Source organism: Kineosporia rhizophila (assembly GCF_021277265.1).
GTDB lineage: Bacteria > Actinomycetota > Actinomycetes > Actinomycetales > Kineosporiaceae > Kineosporia > Kineosporia rhizophila.
On sequence record NZ_JAJSOH010000001.1, the window covers coordinates 692,847 to 710,644 of the forward strand.

Annotated in this window: 14 protein-coding genes; 7 read left to right on the forward strand and 7 right to left on the reverse strand. The window is 70.9% G+C overall.

What is annotated here, in order from left to right; genetic code table 11:
• Nucleotides 1–41: 41 nt before the first annotated feature.
• Complete coding sequence (locus tag LWF15_RS03170; protein ID WP_232808803.1) at nt 42–1,526, forward strand: UDP-N-acetylmuramoyl-tripeptide--D-alanyl-D-alanine ligase; 1,485 nt, start codon at nt 42–44, stop codon at nt 1,524–1,526.
• On the opposite strand, the gene LWF15_RS03175 is transcribed toward LWF15_RS03170, so the two are convergent.
• Genes LWF15_RS03175 through LWF15_RS03185 form a run of 3 tightly spaced genes read right to left on the reverse strand, consistent with a single transcriptional unit; the run spans nt 1,484 to nt 5,941 of the window.
• The gene (locus tag LWF15_RS03175; RefSeq protein ID WP_232808804.1) at nt 1,484–3,928 is read right to left on the reverse strand and encodes a transglutaminase family protein; all 2,445 of its coding nucleotides are present in this window, start codon (nt 3,926–3,928) and stop codon (nt 1,484–1,486) included. The genes LWF15_RS03170 and LWF15_RS03175 overlap by 43 nt on opposite strands.
• 30 nt (nt 3,929–3,958) lie before the next feature.
• Nucleotides 3,959–5,011 carry a DUF58 domain-containing protein gene (locus LWF15_RS03180; RefSeq protein ID WP_456298969.1) on the reverse strand — a complete coding sequence of 351 codons (1,053 nt, stop codon included), beginning with the start codon at nt 5,009–5,011 and terminating at the stop codon, nt 3,959–3,961.
• A 9-nt stretch (nt 5,012–5,020) separates the two neighbouring features.
• The gene (locus LWF15_RS03185; protein ID WP_232808805.1) at nt 5,021–5,941 is read right to left on the reverse strand and encodes an AAA family ATPase; all 921 of its coding nucleotides are present in this window, start codon (nt 5,939–5,941) and stop codon (nt 5,021–5,023) included.
• Between the two features lie 197 nt (nt 5,942–6,138).
• Between LWF15_RS03185 and LWF15_RS03190 the strand changes: the two genes are divergently transcribed.
• On the forward strand, nt 6,139–7,836 hold the full coding sequence (locus tag LWF15_RS03190; RefSeq protein WP_232808806.1) for a hypothetical protein: 1,698 nt from the start codon (nt 6,139–6,141) through the stop codon (nt 7,834–7,836).
• A 63-nt stretch (nt 7,837–7,899) separates the two neighbouring features.
• Here LWF15_RS03190 and LWF15_RS03195 read toward each other — a convergent pair whose 3' ends face one another.
• Nucleotides 7,900–8,349, reverse strand: a complete 450-nt coding sequence (locus tag LWF15_RS03195) for a cupin domain-containing protein (RefSeq protein WP_232808807.1) — start codon at nt 8,347–8,349, stop codon at nt 7,900–7,902.
• A gap of 105 nt (nt 8,350–8,454) precedes the next feature.
• Between LWF15_RS03195 and purB the strand changes: the two genes are divergently transcribed.
• From purB to LWF15_RS03220, 5 genes are all read left to right on the forward strand, one after another.
• A complete protein-coding gene (gene purB, locus LWF15_RS03200; RefSeq protein WP_408622483.1) occupies nt 8,455–9,855 on the forward strand; it encodes an adenylosuccinate lyase in 1,401 nt (466 codons plus the stop codon).
• 66 nt (nt 9,856–9,921) lie between these two features.
• Nucleotides 9,922–10,752 (forward strand): helix-turn-helix transcriptional regulator, encoded by an 831-nt coding sequence (locus LWF15_RS03205; protein WP_232808809.1) that lies wholly within the window; start codon nt 9,922–9,924, stop codon nt 10,750–10,752.
• Between the two features lie 87 nt (nt 10,753–10,839).
• Nucleotides 10,840–11,121, forward strand: coding sequence for a metal-sensitive transcriptional regulator (locus LWF15_RS03210; protein ID WP_232808810.1), 282 nt, complete (start codon nt 10,840–10,842; stop codon nt 11,119–11,121).
• Between the two features lie 41 nt (nt 11,122–11,162).
• Nucleotides 11,163–11,384, forward strand: coding sequence for a heavy-metal-associated domain-containing protein (locus LWF15_RS03215; protein WP_232808811.1), 222 nt, complete (start codon nt 11,163–11,165; stop codon nt 11,382–11,384).
• 2 nt (nt 11,385–11,386) lie between these two features.
• Nucleotides 11,387–13,555, forward strand: coding sequence for a heavy metal translocating P-type ATPase (locus LWF15_RS03220; protein WP_232808812.1), 2,169 nt, complete (start codon nt 11,387–11,389; stop codon nt 13,553–13,555).
• 45 nt (nt 13,556–13,600) lie between these two features.
• Here the strand turns inward: LWF15_RS03220 and LWF15_RS03225 are convergent, their stop codons facing one another.
• The 3 genes from LWF15_RS03225 to LWF15_RS03235 form a co-directional block, all read right to left on the reverse strand.
• Nucleotides 13,601–15,286 (reverse strand): alpha/beta hydrolase, encoded by a 1,686-nt coding sequence (locus LWF15_RS03225; protein ID WP_232808813.1) that lies wholly within the window; start codon nt 15,284–15,286, stop codon nt 13,601–13,603.
• A gap of 132 nt (nt 15,287–15,418) precedes the next feature.
• Entirely contained in the window at nt 15,419–16,636 is a 1,218-nt protein-coding gene (locus LWF15_RS03230; RefSeq protein WP_232808814.1) for a lycopene cyclase family protein, read from the reverse strand.
• A 293-nt stretch (nt 16,637–16,929) separates the two neighbouring features.
• Nucleotides 16,930–17,700 (reverse strand): LamB/YcsF family protein, encoded by a 771-nt coding sequence (locus tag LWF15_RS03235; RefSeq protein WP_232808815.1) that lies wholly within the window; start codon nt 17,698–17,700, stop codon nt 16,930–16,932.
• Nucleotides 17,701–17,798 lie beyond the last annotated feature (98 nt).

The window sequence follows — 17,798 nt, forward strand, 5'->3', positions numbered from 1 at the left end:
TTTCGGGCGTGGGCTCGCGCGTAGGTGGAGGGAACGGTTCTGTGATCCAGGTGGACGACGTCCTCACAGCGGTCGAGGGTGCCGAGCTGGTGCGTCAGGCCACCGGTGGCGAGGCCGGGCGGTTCGGCCGGGCCAGCGTCGACACCCGGGACATCACCGGTGGCGAACTGTTCGTGGCCATCCCCGGCCCCACCCGTGACGGTCACGACTTCGCCGCAGCCGCCGTGCGGGCCGGGGCCACCGGGGTGCTGATCAGCCGCCCCCTGGCCGACACCCCCGAGCTGGCCGGGCTCGACGCCACGGTGATCCGGGTGCCCGACACCCTGATCGCCCTGCAGCAGGCCGCCGCCCAGGCCCGCCGCCGCAGCACCGCCTCGGTGGTCGCGGTCACCGGGTCGGCCGGCAAGACCACCGCCAAGACCCTGATCGCCCAGGTCCTGCAGGCCAAGTTCGAGGTGCTGGCCAACAAGGCGAGCTTCAACAACCACCTCGGCGTGCCGCTCACGCTCACCCAGATCGAGCCCGCACAGACCCACGTGATCTCCGAGATCGGCACCAACCACCCGGGCGAGATCGGCCACCTGAGCGGCTTGGTCGCCCCGGACGTCTCGGTGGTCACCAACGTCGGTTTCGCCCACCTGGGCAACTTCGCCGGCCAGCCGGAGCTGGCGCTGGAGAAGACCGACATCTTCAACCACACCCGCCCTGGCGGTACCTGGATCGTCAACGGTGACGACGAGCTGCTCACCAGCACCACCCTCGGCCTGCCCGGGGCCGCGGAGGCCACCGTGGTGCGGGTCGGCTTCGCCCCCGGCAACGACCTGCGCGCGGTCGACGTGAGCGTGGACGAGAACGGCACCCGCGGCCGGATCGAGGTGGACGGGCAGACGCTGCCGTTCAGCATCGGCGCGGCCGGGCGGCACTTCGCCTACGCCACCATGCTGGCGGTGGCGGTCGGAAGGGCTTACGGCATCGCCCCTTCCGAGGGCATCGAGGCGCTGCGCGGAGTGCAGCCGCCGGCCGGCCGGGCGTCGCTGCGGCGGATCGACGACGAGCTGCTGATGATCGACGACAGCTACAACGGCAGCCCGGACGCGATGATCGGCTCGCTCGACCTGCTCGCCGCCCTGCCCGGTGAGGTCAAGGTGGCGGTGCTGGGGCAGATGGGCGAGCTCGGCGACTTCTCGCACGAGCTGCACACCCGGGTCGGGCACAAGGCGGCCGACTGCGTCACCGACCTGATCACGGTGGGCCCGAACGCGGCGCCGTTGCAGGCCGGGGCCGTGGAGCACGGGCTCCCGGCTTCCCGAGTGTCCACCGCCGGATCTGCCATGGAGGCGTTCGGGCAGGTCAAGGCCGTTCTCGAGGCTCAGGGAACCACCGCTGTGGTGCTGGCCAAGGGCGCCCGGGCGATGCACATGGAGCGGGTCTACCTGGGGCTGGCCGGGCACCAGGTGGTCTGCGCCCTCACCTCGTGCCCGCTCTACATCAACTGCGCCGACTGCCCCAAACTGACCACGGGCTGACCATTCTCGGCCGCTTCCCGCAGGCGGACCGCCTCCTGTTCGAAAGCGGCTGCGGCTTGCAGGCATTCGTCCCGATCGGGCGGTGTGCGAGAGTACAGAGCCCGATTGAGGACGTCGAAAGCGCCTTCCAGCGCGTGTTTCTGTTCCGGTGCGGTGTAGTAGCGAGGACCCAGCAGCCGGTCCCGTAGTGACTGCAGCGTCTCGTTGGCCGCCCGCGCCGCCCCCTGGGCGGCGAGCTCCGACTCCAACTCCAGGAACGCTTTTCGTAAGTCGGGATCGTAAGGCGGGTCAGCGTCCACAATTTTTCGGCGCCCGGTGACCCGGGCCACCAGCCGGGCCAGCTGCCGCAGCAGGAAACGGCGGAACAGCCAGATCACCAGCAGCACGACGCCGAGCACGACCGGGCCGACCACCCCCGCCACGAAGGCGGAGAACCGCTCGGCCAGGTCGTTCATCGCCCGGTTGAACGCCGAGTTGAGGTCGTCCAGGAAGCTCTCGTCGAGGCCACCAGCGGGGGTCGACTCGAACGTCACCCAACCTGCGCCGGGGAACCAGACCTCGGCCCAGGCGTGTGCCTGGGCCTGCCGGATGAGCTGACGGTCGTCGCCGATCGACTCCTTCCCCTCGGCCAGGTAACCGACCACCATCCGGGCCGGGATCCCGCCGGAGCGCAGCAGCATCACGGCGGCGCTGGCGTAGTGCTCGCAGAATCCCTGGTGAGATTCGAAGAGCGCGAAGTCGACAGCGTCTGCGCCGGACGGGGGTACGGGCGCGTCCAGGGTGTAGCTCATCGACTGCCGCAGCCGAGTGCCGACCGCCTGCACTGCGGCGAGCCGGGTGGTCGCGCCGCCCACCAACTGCTCGCCCAGATCACGCACGCGCGCCGGGAGGGTGTCGGGGACCTGGAGGTAACGGGGGTCGATCAAGGCGTCGGGGTCAGCCACTGCGTCGTCCGCCGCGCCTTCGAGCGCGGCGGGGTTCGAGATGTCGGGGTAGACCTGGCTCGTGACCCTGTAGTGGTCCTCGTTCTGGCTGGGCATCACCACCCGCTCGCCAGGGGAGACGAACGTGCGTTCGGCATAGCTGCTGGGAAGGTCGGCGGTGAGTACACGGCCCGGGGCGATCAGCTGGGCCGGGCCGTTCCCCCGGTTGACCACCTGATCGGTGCGGGTACTGCCGAGCTGGGTGTCGCCCCCGTCCAGGGTGCTGGCTCCCCCATCGCTCCCGAGGCCTTCGATGCCTAGGTCGCCGGGGTCGGCGGGGTTGGTGAAGTCGTCTTCCGGGTCGGCGAAGGGGTCGGTCAGATCGGGGGACGACTGGCTCGGGTCGGGCGTTTCGGTCGCGTCCAGGTTGTTGTCGGGGTCTGTGTCTTCTGCTTGGTCTTCTGCCTGGCCTTCTGCTTGGCCGGCGGTCAGGTTTGCGGTGTCGTCGCCGCTGGTGCTGAGCCGTACGCCGGATGCGCTGGGGGTGAGCGTGGTGCGCAGGTTCGAGGTGCCGGTGACCTGCCAGCCGACACCGTTGTAGGAGTCCAGCGTTGCGGTGCGCCAGTGGCTCGGGCTCTCCAGGGGGATCTCGGCCACGGGGTAGTCGCCGAGGGGGCCGCGCGAGTTCAGGTCCATCCGTCCGCCCAGGAACTTGGTCTCCCAGGCCCGGGCGTTGTTGCCTTCGCTCTGGTCGGCGGCCGACGCGTTGCCGTTGCCCAGGTTCCGGAACTCGGCGCCGCCTGCGGCCAGGGCCAGGCCGGAGCTCAGGACGATGGCCAGCAGCACCGGCACGATGCGCCAGCGGAACACCGCGGCCAGTGCCGATTCGGTGGAGGCCACCGGCCCGGCCCCGCGGCGGATGACGGTGGTGCGGACATCGGGGTTCGGCGCGGCCAGGAAGTTCAGCTTGGTCAGGGCCAGCAGGGCGGCCGGCCAGCCGATCACGATGGGCACGAGGAGCCGGAGCCCGGAGGGGGCGGCGACGCAGGCCAGACCGAGCACGGCGGTGCCCAGGACCAAGGCCGACTGGGTGCCCCGACGGTGACCGATCTCCAGGGTCACGGCGATCAGCGAGCCGGCGGCCAGGGCGGCCAGCATTCCCAGAGGCAGGCCCTGCGGCACCGCCAGGACGTCGGCGGCACCGGCCAGCGGGCTCGAGGCGGTGCCGGTCAGGAGGTTCTGCGGCGAGGTCGCCGCCGTGGCTCCCACCACGAGCGCCAGGGCTGCCCCGGCCACCGAGCTGCGGCCCCACGAGGTCTCGGTGAGCTGCGGGAAGCGGGTCGGCACGAAGACGCCGACGAGCACCACGAGCACCATCACCAGCAAGCAGACCGCCCCCGGCAACAGACCGGCCAGACCCAGCGCCAGGGCGGCCGAGACCAGGGTCAGCAGCGTGGGGACGTTCCGTATCTCGTTCATCCGGCCCCGCCGTTCATCCGGCCCCGCCGTTCATCCGGCCCCGCCGTACATGCGGTGCAGACCGAACGGCCGGGTCGAGGCCTCCACGACCACCACCCCGGCCGCCCGCTGGGCCCGGACCAGCTCCTCGAATTCCGCGCCGTCGACCTCGTCCACCTCGTCGGCCGGCTGCTCGAGGCGGCTGCTGTCCAGGCCGCTGAACCAGTCGAGGATCTGCTGCACGTCGGTGCCCGACCAGGCCGGGACGCCGGGCGCCATCAGGGTCACGTCGGCGTGGCTGCCGACCGCCTTGCAGGCCGACCAGGCCGCCAGCGAGACCAGTTCCTCCCAGTCCTCGTCCTGCACCGACCCGGTGACCACGAGCACCAGCCGGGCCTCCACCTCGGGTTCCTGCACCACCACGATCAGCTTGTCCGGCTGCCCCAGCGCCGCCTGACGCGCGGTGGCCCGCCAGTTCACGTGGCGGCGGTCGTCCCCCTGACGCCATTCGCGCAGGCCGTGCGGCTCTGACCCGGCCGGCAGCAGCCGGGCCCCGGCCGCGTCCTCGAGGGACAAACGTCCACTGTCGATCTCTACCGTCGGCACCCGTTCCGGGTGCACCACGATCTCCGCCTTCCCACGGATGCACCGGTGGTGAAACGCCATCCCGAAGGGCGCCAGGGCATGCAGATGGATGTCGTGGGAGTCGGTGCGTCCGCGTTGCACCGGAAGCCGGGGGAAGGTGAGTTCGACCTGGTCACCCGGCCCGAGCGGGGGTACCGCCAGCTGGATCGGGGCCAGTCCCCGGCAGTGGTGCAACACCGCGAAGCCAGGCAACAGACGCCGGCCGTCGTTGCGCACGGTCAGCACCTGCTCAGCCGGTTCGCCCATGACCAGACGCTCGGGCGAGCGGAAGGCCACCGACACCGACTTCAGGTCCGGGCGCATCAGCTGGGAGAGCACCACCGGGATGAACAGGGCGAAGGCGACCAGCAGCAGCCAGGGGTTGAAGGCTCGTACGGCGATCGCCGCCAGCACGGCGGCCAGCATGATCGCCAGCCAGCCCCCCGGCGTGATCGGCCGCACTATGCGCATCTTGCTCACGACCCCCGCTCAGACCGGGACCGGAACGTGCTGGGCCCGGACCAGCTCGGTGATCAGGGCATCGGCCGGAGTGGCCACCGCCGGCACGATCCGGTGGGCGAGCACGGGCACGGCCAGCTCGGCGACGTCCTCGGGGGTCACGTACTCACGGCCGTGCAGCACCGCCCGGGCCTGGGCGCAGCGGGCCAGAGAGATCGCCGCACGGGAGCCGGCGCCGGCCCGGATCCGTTGGTCGGTGCGGGTGGACCGGGTCAGTTTCACGGCGTACTCCAGCACGGGCTCGGCCAGGAAGACGCCGCGCACCACGTCGCGCAGTGCGCTCAGCCCTTCCGGGTCGAGCACTGCCTCCAGGGAGTTCACGGTCGGACCGGTCAGCTGTTCCCGCACGACCGTGAACTCGTCCACGGCGGTCAGCGGTTTGAGGTGCAGGCGCACGGCGAACCGGTCCAGCTGACCTTCCGGCAGGGGGTAGGTGCCGTGCTGCTCCACCGGGTTCTGGGTGGCCACCAGGAAGAAGTTCGGCGGTACGGGGTGCCGGACGCCGTCCACCGTGACCATCCGCTCGGCCATCACCTCGAGCAGCGCGGACTGGGTGCGTGGCGGCATCCGGTTCAGTTCGTCGACCAGGAGGACGTCGGCGAAGACCGGGCCGGGGACGAAGCTGAACTCCCGGCGGCTGGGGTCCCAGACCGCGGAGCCGGTGATGTCCGCCGGCATCAGGTCGGCCGTGGCCTGGACCCGCTGGAACACGCCACCGACAGATCGGGCCACCGACTGTGCGAGGGTGGTCTTACCGGTACCCGGCGCGTCCTCGATCAGGACGTGTCCCCCGGCGAGAACGGCGATCGTCAGCAGCTCGACGGCCGCATGCTGTCCCCGGACCACCTGCTCGATGTTGGCCACCAGGCGGGCGGCGGGCGCGACGTCCATGCACTCTTGCGTCGGCAGCGAGCAGCGTTGCTTGAAGTAGACCGGCCCTGACCCACCGCGAACGGCCGCCGGTTCGACGTAGCTCGAGGTGGCTCGCATGTGAGGGGCTCATGGGCGAGTCGGCTAGGGTGCGCGACCGGCGAGGCCTTCGAGATCCATCCGTGAATTCGAGATCCATCCGTGAATGAGGAGAGACGATGACCCGCGATTCGGCGTCCGGCAAGGGACCCGAAACCGATTCGGCGAACGAGGTCACGGAGGGGACGACCAAGCCGGTCGCCGTCGACACCACGGACGGCGAACCCGGAGAGGTGCAGGACACCACGGACGAGGGGGCGCTCGGCGTCACCCGGACCGGGACGGACGCCGAGGGGGCCGGCGCCGAGAAGGAGGCCGGGGCGGCCGGGACCGACGCGACCACGGCTGACGTGACCAAGACCGAGGCGGACAAGAGCGAGACCGCGCCGGCTGACAAGGCGCCGGCGGCGGAAGAGTCGGCCACGCCCGACCTCACGCTGAAGCCGCTGCCCACGTCGGCCGGTTCCAAGGCCGACGACAAGACGGCCACCCCGTCCAGCACCACGTCGACCGACACGACTGACCCGGCGAGCGGCGCGCAGGCAGAGACCACCGGCGCCGACACCGCCAAGGCGGCGGCTCCGGCCGGGGCCACCACCCCGTCCTCTGCTGCCCAGGCAACTGTGCCCGTCGGGGCAACCACCCCGGCCTCTTCCGGCACCGCTGCCCCGACCGGTCCGGCGACCCCCACCCACACCGGGGCCACCGTGACCTCTGCGCCTGAGGCGAGCCCCTCGTCCTCAGTTTCTGATCCGGTTCCCCCCACCGCGCCGAAGGCCGAGAAGCACTCCACCCTCGTCCCGCTGGTCGGGACCCTGGTGGCGCTCGCCGCCGTCGCCGCCCTGCTGATCGGGTCGATGGCCCTGCCGATCGCCAAGGGCGGGCCGAACAAGGTGCCGGTCGGCGTGGCCGGTACCGAGGAGATCACCGGGCAGCTCACCACGCTGATGGAGCAGTTCGGCGGGGAGGGCACGTTCAGCGTCAGCCAGTTCAGCGATGCCAACGAACTGCGCGACGCCATCGAGGACCGTGAGGTCTACGGCGGTCTGTTCGTGGACAACACCCAGGCCCAGATGATGATCGCCACCGCGGCGGGCATCGAGGTCTCGGACGCCCTGCAGACCGTTGCCCAGGCTCTCCAGCAGCAGGCCCAGGCCCAGGTCACCGTCACCGACGTGGTGCCCCAGCCGGGCAAGGACCAGCGTGGTGACGGGCTCGCGTCCTCCGAGCTCGCCCTGGTCATCGCGGCCGCCCTGCCGGCGTTCGGCCTGATCGCGCTCTACCGTCGTCGTCCGCTGGCCCAGCTCGGGGGCGCGGTTGCGGCCTCCGCCGCGGTCGGCCTGGCCGTGGCCGCGGTGCTCACCTACGGGTCGGGTTCCACCTCCGGCGGTAACTTCTGGCTGCTGACCGCCGGCCTGGCTGCCGGTACGTTCGCCACCACCGTGATCCTGCTGGGCGTGTACGCGTTGGCCGGCCGGATCGGTCTGGCCATCGGCGCGGCCGTGTTGGTGCTGCTCGGCGCTCCCCTGTCCGGTCTGAGCAGCGTGCCCGAGTGGCTGCCCGACCCCTGGGGCACGATCGGGCAGATCCTGCCCCCGGGTGCGACCGCGACGGCGCTGCGCTCGATGGCGTTCTTCGACGGCGCCGGCAGCCGCGCCGCCCTGCTGGTGATGGGCATGTGGGTGGTCGTCGGTCTGCTGCTCCTGGGCCTGGGCACGCTGCTGCACCGCAGCAACCAGCGCCTGGCCGATCTGCGCGCCGAGGAAGAGGCCGCCCGCCTCGAGGACGAGGACGACAAGGCCCCGGCCACCGTCTGAGGTTCCGTACATCGAAAAGAGGCCTACGGACGTCCGTAGGCCTCTTTTCGTTTTGTCTTGCCTCTACTTCTGGTCGGCGAGGCGCCAGTCGCGGTAGTCGAACCCGGGCGCGACCACGCAGCCGACCAGCACCGGCTCGTCGGCCGCCGGACGCGCGGTCTGCCAGGTGCCGGCCGGGACCAGCAGCTGCGGGCTCTGGTCGATGTCGGTGCCCAGGACCGACTCGACCGCCGGACCCGGGCCCGCCTCGTCCGAGCCGCCCAGCCCCAGGGCCAGCGGTCCGCCGCGCTGGTGGATCCACAGTTCGTCGGAGCGCACCTGGTGCCAGGCCGAGACCTCACCGGGCAGCAGCAGGAACACGATCGAGGTGGCCAGCGAGCGGGGGCCGTCGTAGCCAGGTGGAAGCTGATCGGGGGAAAGTTCGACGGAGGAGCGGTAGGTCTCGGCGAACCAGCCGCCCTCGGGGTGCTGCTGGAGCCCGAGTCCGGTGGCCCATTCGGGTAGCGTCGGCATGCCTGCACGGTAGGGGTGGCGGCCCGGGCGGGCCAGCAGGCCGTGGGAGCGCCGTGGGAGCATTGGCCCGTGACCCAGCTCAGCTCCCCGCGCCCCGGAAAGTCCCTGCACCAGCCCGGTCGGCTGAACCCGCCGCCCAACGTCCTCGGCGACGACGTGCCGCTGGGCCCGCTGGACGGCCGTTACCGGGCCGCCGTGGCGCCGCTGGCGCAGCACCTGTCCGAGGCCGCGCTGAACCAGCGCCGGGTGCACGTCGAGGTCGAGTGGCTGATCCACCTGACCGAGTCCGGCGCCGTGCCGGGGGTGCGCCGGCTCACCCCGGAAGAGACCTCCTACCTGCGCAGCATCGCGAGCGACTTCAACGCCGAGAGCGTGGCCGAGCTGGCCGAGACCGAGCGGGTCACCCTGCACGACGTCAAGGCCGTCGAGTACTACGTGAAGAAGCGGATGGAGGGGCACTCGCTGGCCGACCTGGCCGAGATCGTCCACCTGTTCTGCACCAGCGAGGACATCAACAACCTGGCCTACGCGCTGATGGTGCGCGACGCCACCGCCCTGGTCTGGCTGCCCTCGGCCTGGGCGCTGCACGAGGACGTCGCCGACCTGGCCCGCGAGCTGCGCGACCTGCCGATGCTGGCGCGCACCCACGGCCAGCCGGCCACCCCCACCACGCTCGGCAAGGAGCTGGCGGTGCTGGCCCACCGGCTGGGCCGGCAGCTGCGCCGGATCGACAACTCCGAGTTCCTGGGCAAGATCAACGGCGCCACCGGCACCTTCTCGGCGCACGTGGCCGGGGCCCCGGACACCGACTGGGTGCAGGTCTCGCGCAGCTTCGTCGAGCACCTGGGCCTGACCTGGAACCCGCTGACCACGCAGATCGAGTCGCACGACTGGCAGGCCGAGCTGTACGCCGACGTGGCCCGGTTCAACCGGGTGCTGCACAACCTGTGCACCGACGTCTGGACGTACATCTCGATGGGCTACTTCGTGCAGGTCCGGGGGCAGGGCACGGTGGGCTCCTCGACCATGCCGCACAAGGTGAACCCGATCCGTTTCGAGAACGCCGAGGCCAACCTCGAGGTCAGCAACGGCCTGTTCGGCGTGCTGGAGTCCACGCTGGTCACCTCGCGGCTGCAGCGCGACCTGACCGACTCCTCGATGCAGCGCAACATCGGCACCGCGTTCGGGCACTCGCTGCTGGCCATCGACAACGCCCGCAAGGGCCTGGCCGGCCTCGACGCCGACCCGAAGGCGCTGGCCCGCGACCTCGACGCGACCTGGGAGGTGCTGGGCGAGGCGGTGCAGTCGGTGATGCGGGTGCACGGTCTGGAGCAGCCGTACGAGCGGCTGAAGGAGCTCACCCGCGGCCGCAAGGTGGACGCCGAGGTGATGCGGGAGTTCGTCGCCGGGCTGGGGCTGCCCGACGACGTGGCCAAGCGCCTGATGGACCTGACCCCCGGCTCGTACGTGGGTCTGGCCTCGCGGCTGGTCGACGAACTGCGCTGAGCCTGACCGGCTACCTGGTCACGACGTGACCAGGTAGCCGCGGGACGGCTGACGTACGGTGGCCGGGTGGCACAGGACCGGGCAGCGCTGGGCGCCTTTCTGCGTTCCCGGCGCGACCGGCTCACCCCGGCCCAGGCCGGGATCACGCCGTTCCCCGGGCCTCGGCGGGTGCCCGGGCTGCGCAAGGAGGAGCTGGCCGTTCTGGCCGGCCTGAGCGCCGACTACTACAGCCGTCTGGAGCAGGGCCGGCAGGCCAACATCTCGGCCGAGGTCCTGGGCAGTCTGGCCCGGGCGCTGCGGCTGGACGAGGTGGAGCAGGCTCATCTGCACGACCTGGCCGCCCCGGTCGCCGCCGGCCGGGCCCAGGCCGAGTCCTTGCAGGTCGCCGACCCCGGTCTGTTGCGGGTGATGGGCGCACTCGACCATGTCCCGGCGATCCTGCTCGGTCATCGTTCGCTCGTGCTGGCCCGGAATGCGCTGCTCGGTGAGGTTCTGGGCGTGCCGATGGAGCCGGGAACGGTCTTCTCCGACTGGCTGCTGACCGATCCCGGCGCCCGTGAGCGCATCGTCAACTGGACGGACTTCGCCCAGTCGGCGGTGGCGACCCTGCGCCGCGAGGCCGGCCGGCGTCCGCACGACCCGCAGCTGAAGGCCGGCATCGAGCGCCTACGGCGCGACCCGGACATCGCCCGCTGGTGGGACGACCACGGCGTGCGCGACTACTCCTCCATGCGCAAGACGGTGCGCCATCCGGCCGCCGGGCTCCTGGCCTTCGGGGTCGAGGTGCTTACCGGGCCGCTCGATCCGGGTCAGCGGTTGATCGTGTACACGGTCGAGCCGGACTCCGAGACCTCCCGGATGCTGCCGATCCTGGGCTCCTGGGCCGGCGCTTCCTAGTCCGACCCCTCCGATACCCCCCTCTGGTATTTGCCGGAACCTAGGCATACCCTAGGGGGGTAGGGTTCCACGAGAAGGGGACGGGACATGCCTGGGTATGCCGGCACCAAAGAGGACTATCTGAAACGCCTGCGCCGGATCGAAGGTCAGGTGCGTGGACTGCAACGGATGGTCGACGAGGACACGTACTGCATCGACGTCCTGACCCAGGTCGCCGCGGTCACCAAGGCCCTGCAGGCGGTCAGCCTGGGGCTGCTCGAGGACCACATGTCGCACTGCGTGGTCGAGGCCGCGCGCCAGGGCGACGCCGAGGCCAAAGTCAAGATCACCGAGGCCGCCGACGCCATCGCCCGCCTCGTCCGTAGCTGAAACCCCTAGTTAGTCGTGTCGTTTCGAGGAGACAGCCAGTCATGAGCACCACCACTGTCGACGTCACCGGTATGACCTGCGGGCACTGCGTCACCGCGGTCACCACCGAGCTCTCCGCCCTTCCCGGTGTGACCGCGGTCGAGGTCGACCTGCACGCGGGCGGGATCACCCCGGTCACCATCGTCAGCGAGTCCGAGCTCGACCCGGCCGCGGTGGCCGCCGCCGTGGACGAGGCCGGGTACGAGCTGGCCCCACAGGCCTGATCATGGCCACCGATGCCGAGGTCAGGCCCACCACCGGGCCACAACGTCAGGTCGAGCTCTCGATCGGCGGCATGACCTGTGCAACCTGCGCCACCCGGATCGAGAAGAAGCTGAACCGGATGGACGGGGTGGACGCCACCGTCAATCTGGCCACCGAGCGAGCACATGTGCTGGTGGCCGCCGGAGTGAGCGACTCCGACCTGATCCACACCGTCGAGGCGACCGGCTACACCGCCCAGGTACCTGAGTCTCTCGAAGCCGAGATTCCCTACCAGGAAGACGTTCTCAAGCCCCGGCTGCGGGTGGCGATCCTGCTCACCGTGCCGGTGGTCGCCCTCTCCATGATTCCGGCCCTGCAGTTCGAGGGCTGGGAATGGTGGGCCCTGGCGCTCGCCCTGCCGGTCGTGACCTGGGCGGCCTGGCCGTTCCACCGCGCCACCGCGATCAACGCCCGGCACCTCGCGGCCACGATGGACACGCTGGTCTCGATCGGGGTCACCGTGGCCACGCTCTGGTCGATCGGCGTGCTGATCACCGGAAGCGGCGAGCCATACCTCGAGATAGCCACTGTCGTAACCACTTTCTTGCTCACCGGACGTTTCACCGAGGCTCGGGCCCGACGCAGTTCCGGTGCCGCCCTACGGTCTCTGCTCGACCTGGGCGCGCGCGACGTGAATCTGCTGCGCGACGGCCAGGAGGTCCGCGTCCGCGCCGAAGAGCTCTCAGTGGGCAGCCTTTTCGTGGTCCGCCCCGGTGAGCGCATCGGCACGGACGGGGTGGTGGTCGAAGGCACGAGCGATGTGGACGAGTCGATGCTCACCGGCGAGCCGTTGCCGGTTCACGTGAAACCGGGCGCGAGTGTGACCGGGGCCTGCGTGAACGGCGGGGGCCGGATCGTGGTGCGGGCCACCCGGGTCGGTTCCGACACCACGCTGGCCCGGATCACCCGCATCGTGCAGCAGGCGCAGTCGGGCAAGGCCCGCGCCCAGCGGCTGGCCGACCGGGTGTCGTCGGTGTTCGTGCCGGTGGTGCTGGTGCTGTCGGTCCTGAGCCTGGTGCTCTGGCTGGTGATCACCGGTGATGCCCAGGCGGCGGGCATTGCCGCGGTGTCGGTGCTGATCATCGCCTGCCCCTGCGCCCTGGGCCTCGCCATCCCCACGGCTCTGCTGGTCGGCACCGGGCGCGGCGCCCAGCTGGGCATCCTGATCCGCGGCCCGCAGACCCTGGAAGACGCCAAGCACGTCGACGTGATCGTGCTGGACAAGACCGGGACACTGACCGAGGGGCGGATGAGCCTGGCCGGGGTGACTTCGGCCGACGGCTTCGAGCAGGCAGAAGTGCTGCGCTGGGCCGCTGCGGTCGAGCACGCCGGGGAGCACCCGCTGGGCCGGGCCGTGGTGGCTGCGGTGCCAGGTAGGCCCGACGAACTGCCCGCCGTCACCGAATTCGCGAGTACCCAGGGGCTGGGCGTCGAAGGAACGGTCGAAGGCCGGCGCGTGCGTGTGGGTCGCCCCTCGTGGGTCCCGCAGAAGCTCCCGGTCGAGCTGGACCGGGCGGTGGTCGAGGCCCAGGGGCGCACTGCGGTGGTGGTGTGGATCGACGAGGTGCCCGCCGCGGTGCTGACTATCGCTGACACGATCAAACCGGCCGCTCGCGAGGCCATCACGCAGCTACGGGCCCTCGGGCTGACTCCGATGCTGGCCACCGGGGACAACCTCTCCACCGCGCGGGCGGTCGCCGCCTCGGTCGGGATCGCGCCGGACGACGTGTTCGCCGAGCTGATGCCGGAGGAAAAGGTCGCCGTGGTCGAGCGGCTGCAGGCCGCCGGGCACCGGGTGGCCATGGTCGGGGACGGTGTGAACGACGCTGCGGCCCTGGCCACCGCCCGCCTGGGTCTGGCCCTCGGCACGGGCACCGATGCCGCCATGGAAGCCGGTGACATCACCCTGGTCCGGGGTGAGATGGCAGGCGTGCCGCAGGCGATCCGGTTGTCCCGGGCCACCTCGCGGATCGTCCGGCAGAACCTGGTCTGGGCCTTCGGGTACAACGTGGCGGCCCTTCCGCTGGCTGCCTTCGGCCTGCTCAACCCGATGATCGCGGGTCTGGCCATGGCCCTGAGCAGTGTCGCGGTGGTGACCAACTCGCTGCGGCTGCGCCGGTTCCGAGGCTGACCTTCTCGGTGCACTGAGATCTGGACCGACCCCCCGGTCCAGACCTCAGTGCACCAGCTCTCGGATCTGCCGCAGGGCGAGCAGCGGGTTGGTGCCACTGCGGGGTGCGGTGGCCACGCGCATGCTGCCGTAGCCCGGGCGCGGGTCGGCGGTGCCCTGGCAACTGCTTCCCACTGCCGGCAGTTCGCCCTTGAGCAGGTAGTTCTCGACCTTCCGGTCCACGCAGCCGTTACCGCCGGCGTAGAGCCCGTGGTCGCCCTCGTTCTTGACCGTCAGCAGCCGGGCCCCGGCGAAGTTGGTCGCTGCCGCGCGGGCGCCCTCGATCGGTGTGGCCGGGTCGTTCTCCGACTGCACCATCAGCACCGGAGGGATGTCCTTACCGGTGGGGGTGGGCAGAGCCGCCGCGGCCGGCCGGTCCCAGAAGGCGCAGGGCTGGCTGATCGTGGCCCAGCCGATCAGCGGATACTTCTTACCTGCCTCCGACGAGGCCGTCCGCAGCCGCTGCACGCCGCCCGACCAGGGCGTGTCCTGGCAGGTGATGGCCAGGAAGGTGGTGCTCGCGGCATCGCCCGAGAAGGTCCGGCGCAGACCGGTGCGCTCGATCGCGGCCACCCGCCGACCGACCTTGGCCGCGTACTGGTCGGCGGTGCGGAACTTGCCGCTGCTCTGCGCCCGTACGTAGCCGTTGAGGTCGGCCAGCGCGGCCGCCGCGTCGGGGAAGAGCATCTTGGCGTACATCGTCCCGGCAACGATGTCATCGAGGGTGACCGCGTCCTCGACCGGCGCATCGGCCGTCATCCGCGACCGCAGCCGTTCGTAGCTGGCGATCACCGCCTCCTTGGTCGTGCCCAGCCCGTAGACGCTGTGGTGCCGGGCCACCCAGGGCGCGAAGTCGGACTCGAAGCGCCGCTGGAAACCGAGCGGCTGCCGGGCGAACGAGGCCTGCCAGGTGCTGGTGAAGTCGACGTTCGAGTCGAACACCATCCGGCCGGTGTGCTGCGGGAAGGCCGTGGCGTAGTGCGCCCCCAGCCAGGTACCGGCCGAGAAGCCCAGCCAGTTCGTCTTCTCCTGGCCGGCGATCCGTCGCAGCAGGTCGACGTCCTGCACGGTCTGCGCGGTGGTCACGTACTCGCGCAGGCCGCCCCCGGCCACTGCGCAGGCCCGGGCGGTGAGCTCGGCCGCGTCGAGCAGCAGGCCGATGTTCGCCTGGCTGCGCACCCGCGGGTCGACACTCAGATCCCGCGCCCCACCACAGGTGAGGTTGCTCGACCCACCCGTGCCCCGCACGTCCATGCCGTACACGTCCTGACCGGCCATCAGCTTCTTACGCTCGGCGCTGACCAGGAGCAACGGCAGATCGGCCCCCTCCGCGCCGGGCCCGCCGGGATTGGTGAAGAGCATGCCCGGATCGGTGGCCTTGACGCTCTTCAGGCGGCTCACCCGGATCCGCACGTCCACCCCGGCCTCCGGCGTCTTCCAGTCGCGCGGCGCGAGCATGGTGGCGCACTGCAGCCGGTAGTACGCGCGGGGCAGGCCGGGCAGTTCGGCCTTGTCCAGGCAGGGCTGCCAGCTGAGTTTCTGGCTGTCGTAGCGGCCGATCGCCTCGGAGGCCCGCAGCTGCGCCGGGCCGGTCACGGCTTGCGCCTCGTGTGGGGCGCCGAGCAGGATGCCGCTCATCGCCGCGCTGATCAGGACACCGGTTCCGGCACGCCGGACAGCCCGAGACTGCATGCTGAGACTTCCCCAAGGTCGGCTTACCGGAACACTTCCCGAGCCCTACGAGAACCCCGGAACCGGTTGCGGTGGTGACTGCTGCGATGACCGACTCTGCCATGGGAAAAGAAGTAGTGTCACATCAGGTGATCAGCGGATACCCAGCGTGCGCCGGACCCGGACCGCCGCGTCCTCCACGGCCGATCGCATCATCGCCGGCGTGGGTGTGGAGCTCATGATCGCCAGCTCGTCGGCCGGGGTGCTGGTTCCGTCGAGGAAGCGGATCACCCGCTCGCTCGGCTGGCGGGCGAAGAGCCCGGCGAAAAGCCCCGGGCCGTCGATGTAACCGCGATCCAGGGCGCGCAGCAGCACCGCATCCATCCACCGGTGCCGCAACGGGTACGGACGCGGTGGAACCGGCAGGCGATCCTGCAACAGCAACTCGGCGATCTGGGCGGCCTGCCGTTGCATGGCCGAGAACGTATAACCAGTGGACGCTCTCGTGGCACCACCCGCGGTACCGAGGCGGAACAACCGATCACCCGTGCGACGGGCGAAAGTTGCGTCGGTCATCGGGATCACACCGTCTTCCACCTCTTCGACGGTGTAGGCCACGCCGTCGAAGGCGCGGGTGAGATAGGCGCGCAGCGCCTCGTCGTAGCGCTCCGGTTCCAGCACGGCCGGGCTGAACTCGGTGTACTCGACCAGCGCGGAGTCGGGCGACAGCGGCAGACAGTAGGCGAAGGCCACGCCACGGCGAGGCTGGGGAACGCTGAAATCCATCAGCGTGGCCACATTCTCGTCGAGCGCGGCCGAGCCGGGCGCGAAACGCACGATCCAGCCTCGGAAATGCTGCAGCAGCGTGGTCGAGGCCGGGCCGGTGGGACGGGTCGGGCGGGAGTCGAACACCCAGCTGGCCATGACGCGTTCGTCGCCGGCCCGGACCACGGCGTGCGGCATGCCGTCGGAGACGCTCTGCGCGGGGGCGGTGATCCGGATCGCCCCGAGACGCTCCAGCGCAGAATCGGCGGCGGCGTACAGGTCGGCCGAGCGCAGCATCTGGTAGCGGAGCGGAGCCAGGTCGTAGGAGCTCGGGGCGCCCTCGGCGTTCACCAGCCGCATCGTCGGCCAGCTGCGGGTCAGCAGCGGATCTACCCACTCGGGCTGTTCCTCCGGCCGGGCCCACCAGCACCAGGTGCGGTCCTGACCGGACCGGCGCACCGGATCGACGAGAGCGATCGACGGGGCTGGCCGTCCGGAGGTGCGAGCTGCGTGGTCGAGGGCCAGCACCAGGTTCAGCCCGGCTCCCCCGCCGCCCACGATCGCCACGTCGACGACGTGGCCGGCCCCGTGGTTGTGGTGGCTCATGCGATGGGCCGCCGTAGCGGGCGAGCGCTGACCGACGCACCAACCGGTCCCCCGACATTGGTGGTGCGCCGGTCAGCGGCGCGACGCCCGGAGTGGGCGTCGGCCGTGCCCGCTGAGCTGGCGCGACGTCGGCGATGCCGATCCCATGGGCCCCCCGGCCCACACCGCTGACGTCGTCCCCTCGACAGCGCGTTCACTCTACACAAAGTCATCAGCCATATTCGCCGGGTAACCACGTTTCGCCTTCGAGATCATCGAACCTGACGATGAGCCATTCATACCCTCGGCCGGTATCACCCCGGGAAACTGCTGAAGGCCTGCACGCTGCCTCCGGATGCGGTGATCCTCTCGCGAACCGCACGGGCGATCTGGACCGCGCCGGGTGTGTCGCCGTGCACGCAGATCGACTCGGCGGTCACCGGAACCACCGTGCCGTCGTCGGCGATCACCCCCTCGCCGGAGAGCAGCCGCCGCACCTGGTCGGCGATGCGGGCGGGCTCGGTCAGCACAGCCCCGGGCTCCGCCCGGGAAAGCAGCCCGCCGTCGGCCGTGTACTGCCGGTCGGCGAAAGCCTCGGTCACGGTACGCAGCCCGACGGCCGCAGCCTCGGACAGCAGCAACGAGCCCGGCTGTCCCAGCACCGCAAGCGTCGGATCGTAGCTACGCACCGCGTCTACCACCGCTTTCGCCTGCCCCTGGTGATGAACCACCGCGTGATAGAGCGCGCCGTGCGGCTTGAGATAGCTGACCCGACCGCCCGCGACCCGGGCGAAGGCCTCCAGCGCGCCCAACTGGTAGAGCACGTCGTCGCGTAGATCGGCCGGAGCGACATCGACGAACCGCCGGCCGAACCCGGCCAGGTCGCGATAGGAGACCTGGGCGCCGATCGCCACCCCCGCGCCGACCGCGAGCTCGCAACTGCGGCGCAGGACGGCCGGGTCGCCGGCGTGGAAGCCGCAGGCGATGTTCGCACTGCTGATCACCTCGATCAGCGCCGCGTCGTCGCCGAGCGTCCAGCGTCCGAAGGATTCCCCGAGGTCGGCGTTCAGGTCGATGACGGGCATGATCGGCATTCTTTCCCAGCAGTCTGGACATCGCATGGCCGGTTGCTGGGGGTGCACTGTGGGCGCTGCCCTGATGTCGGTTTCCTGCCAGCGGGCCC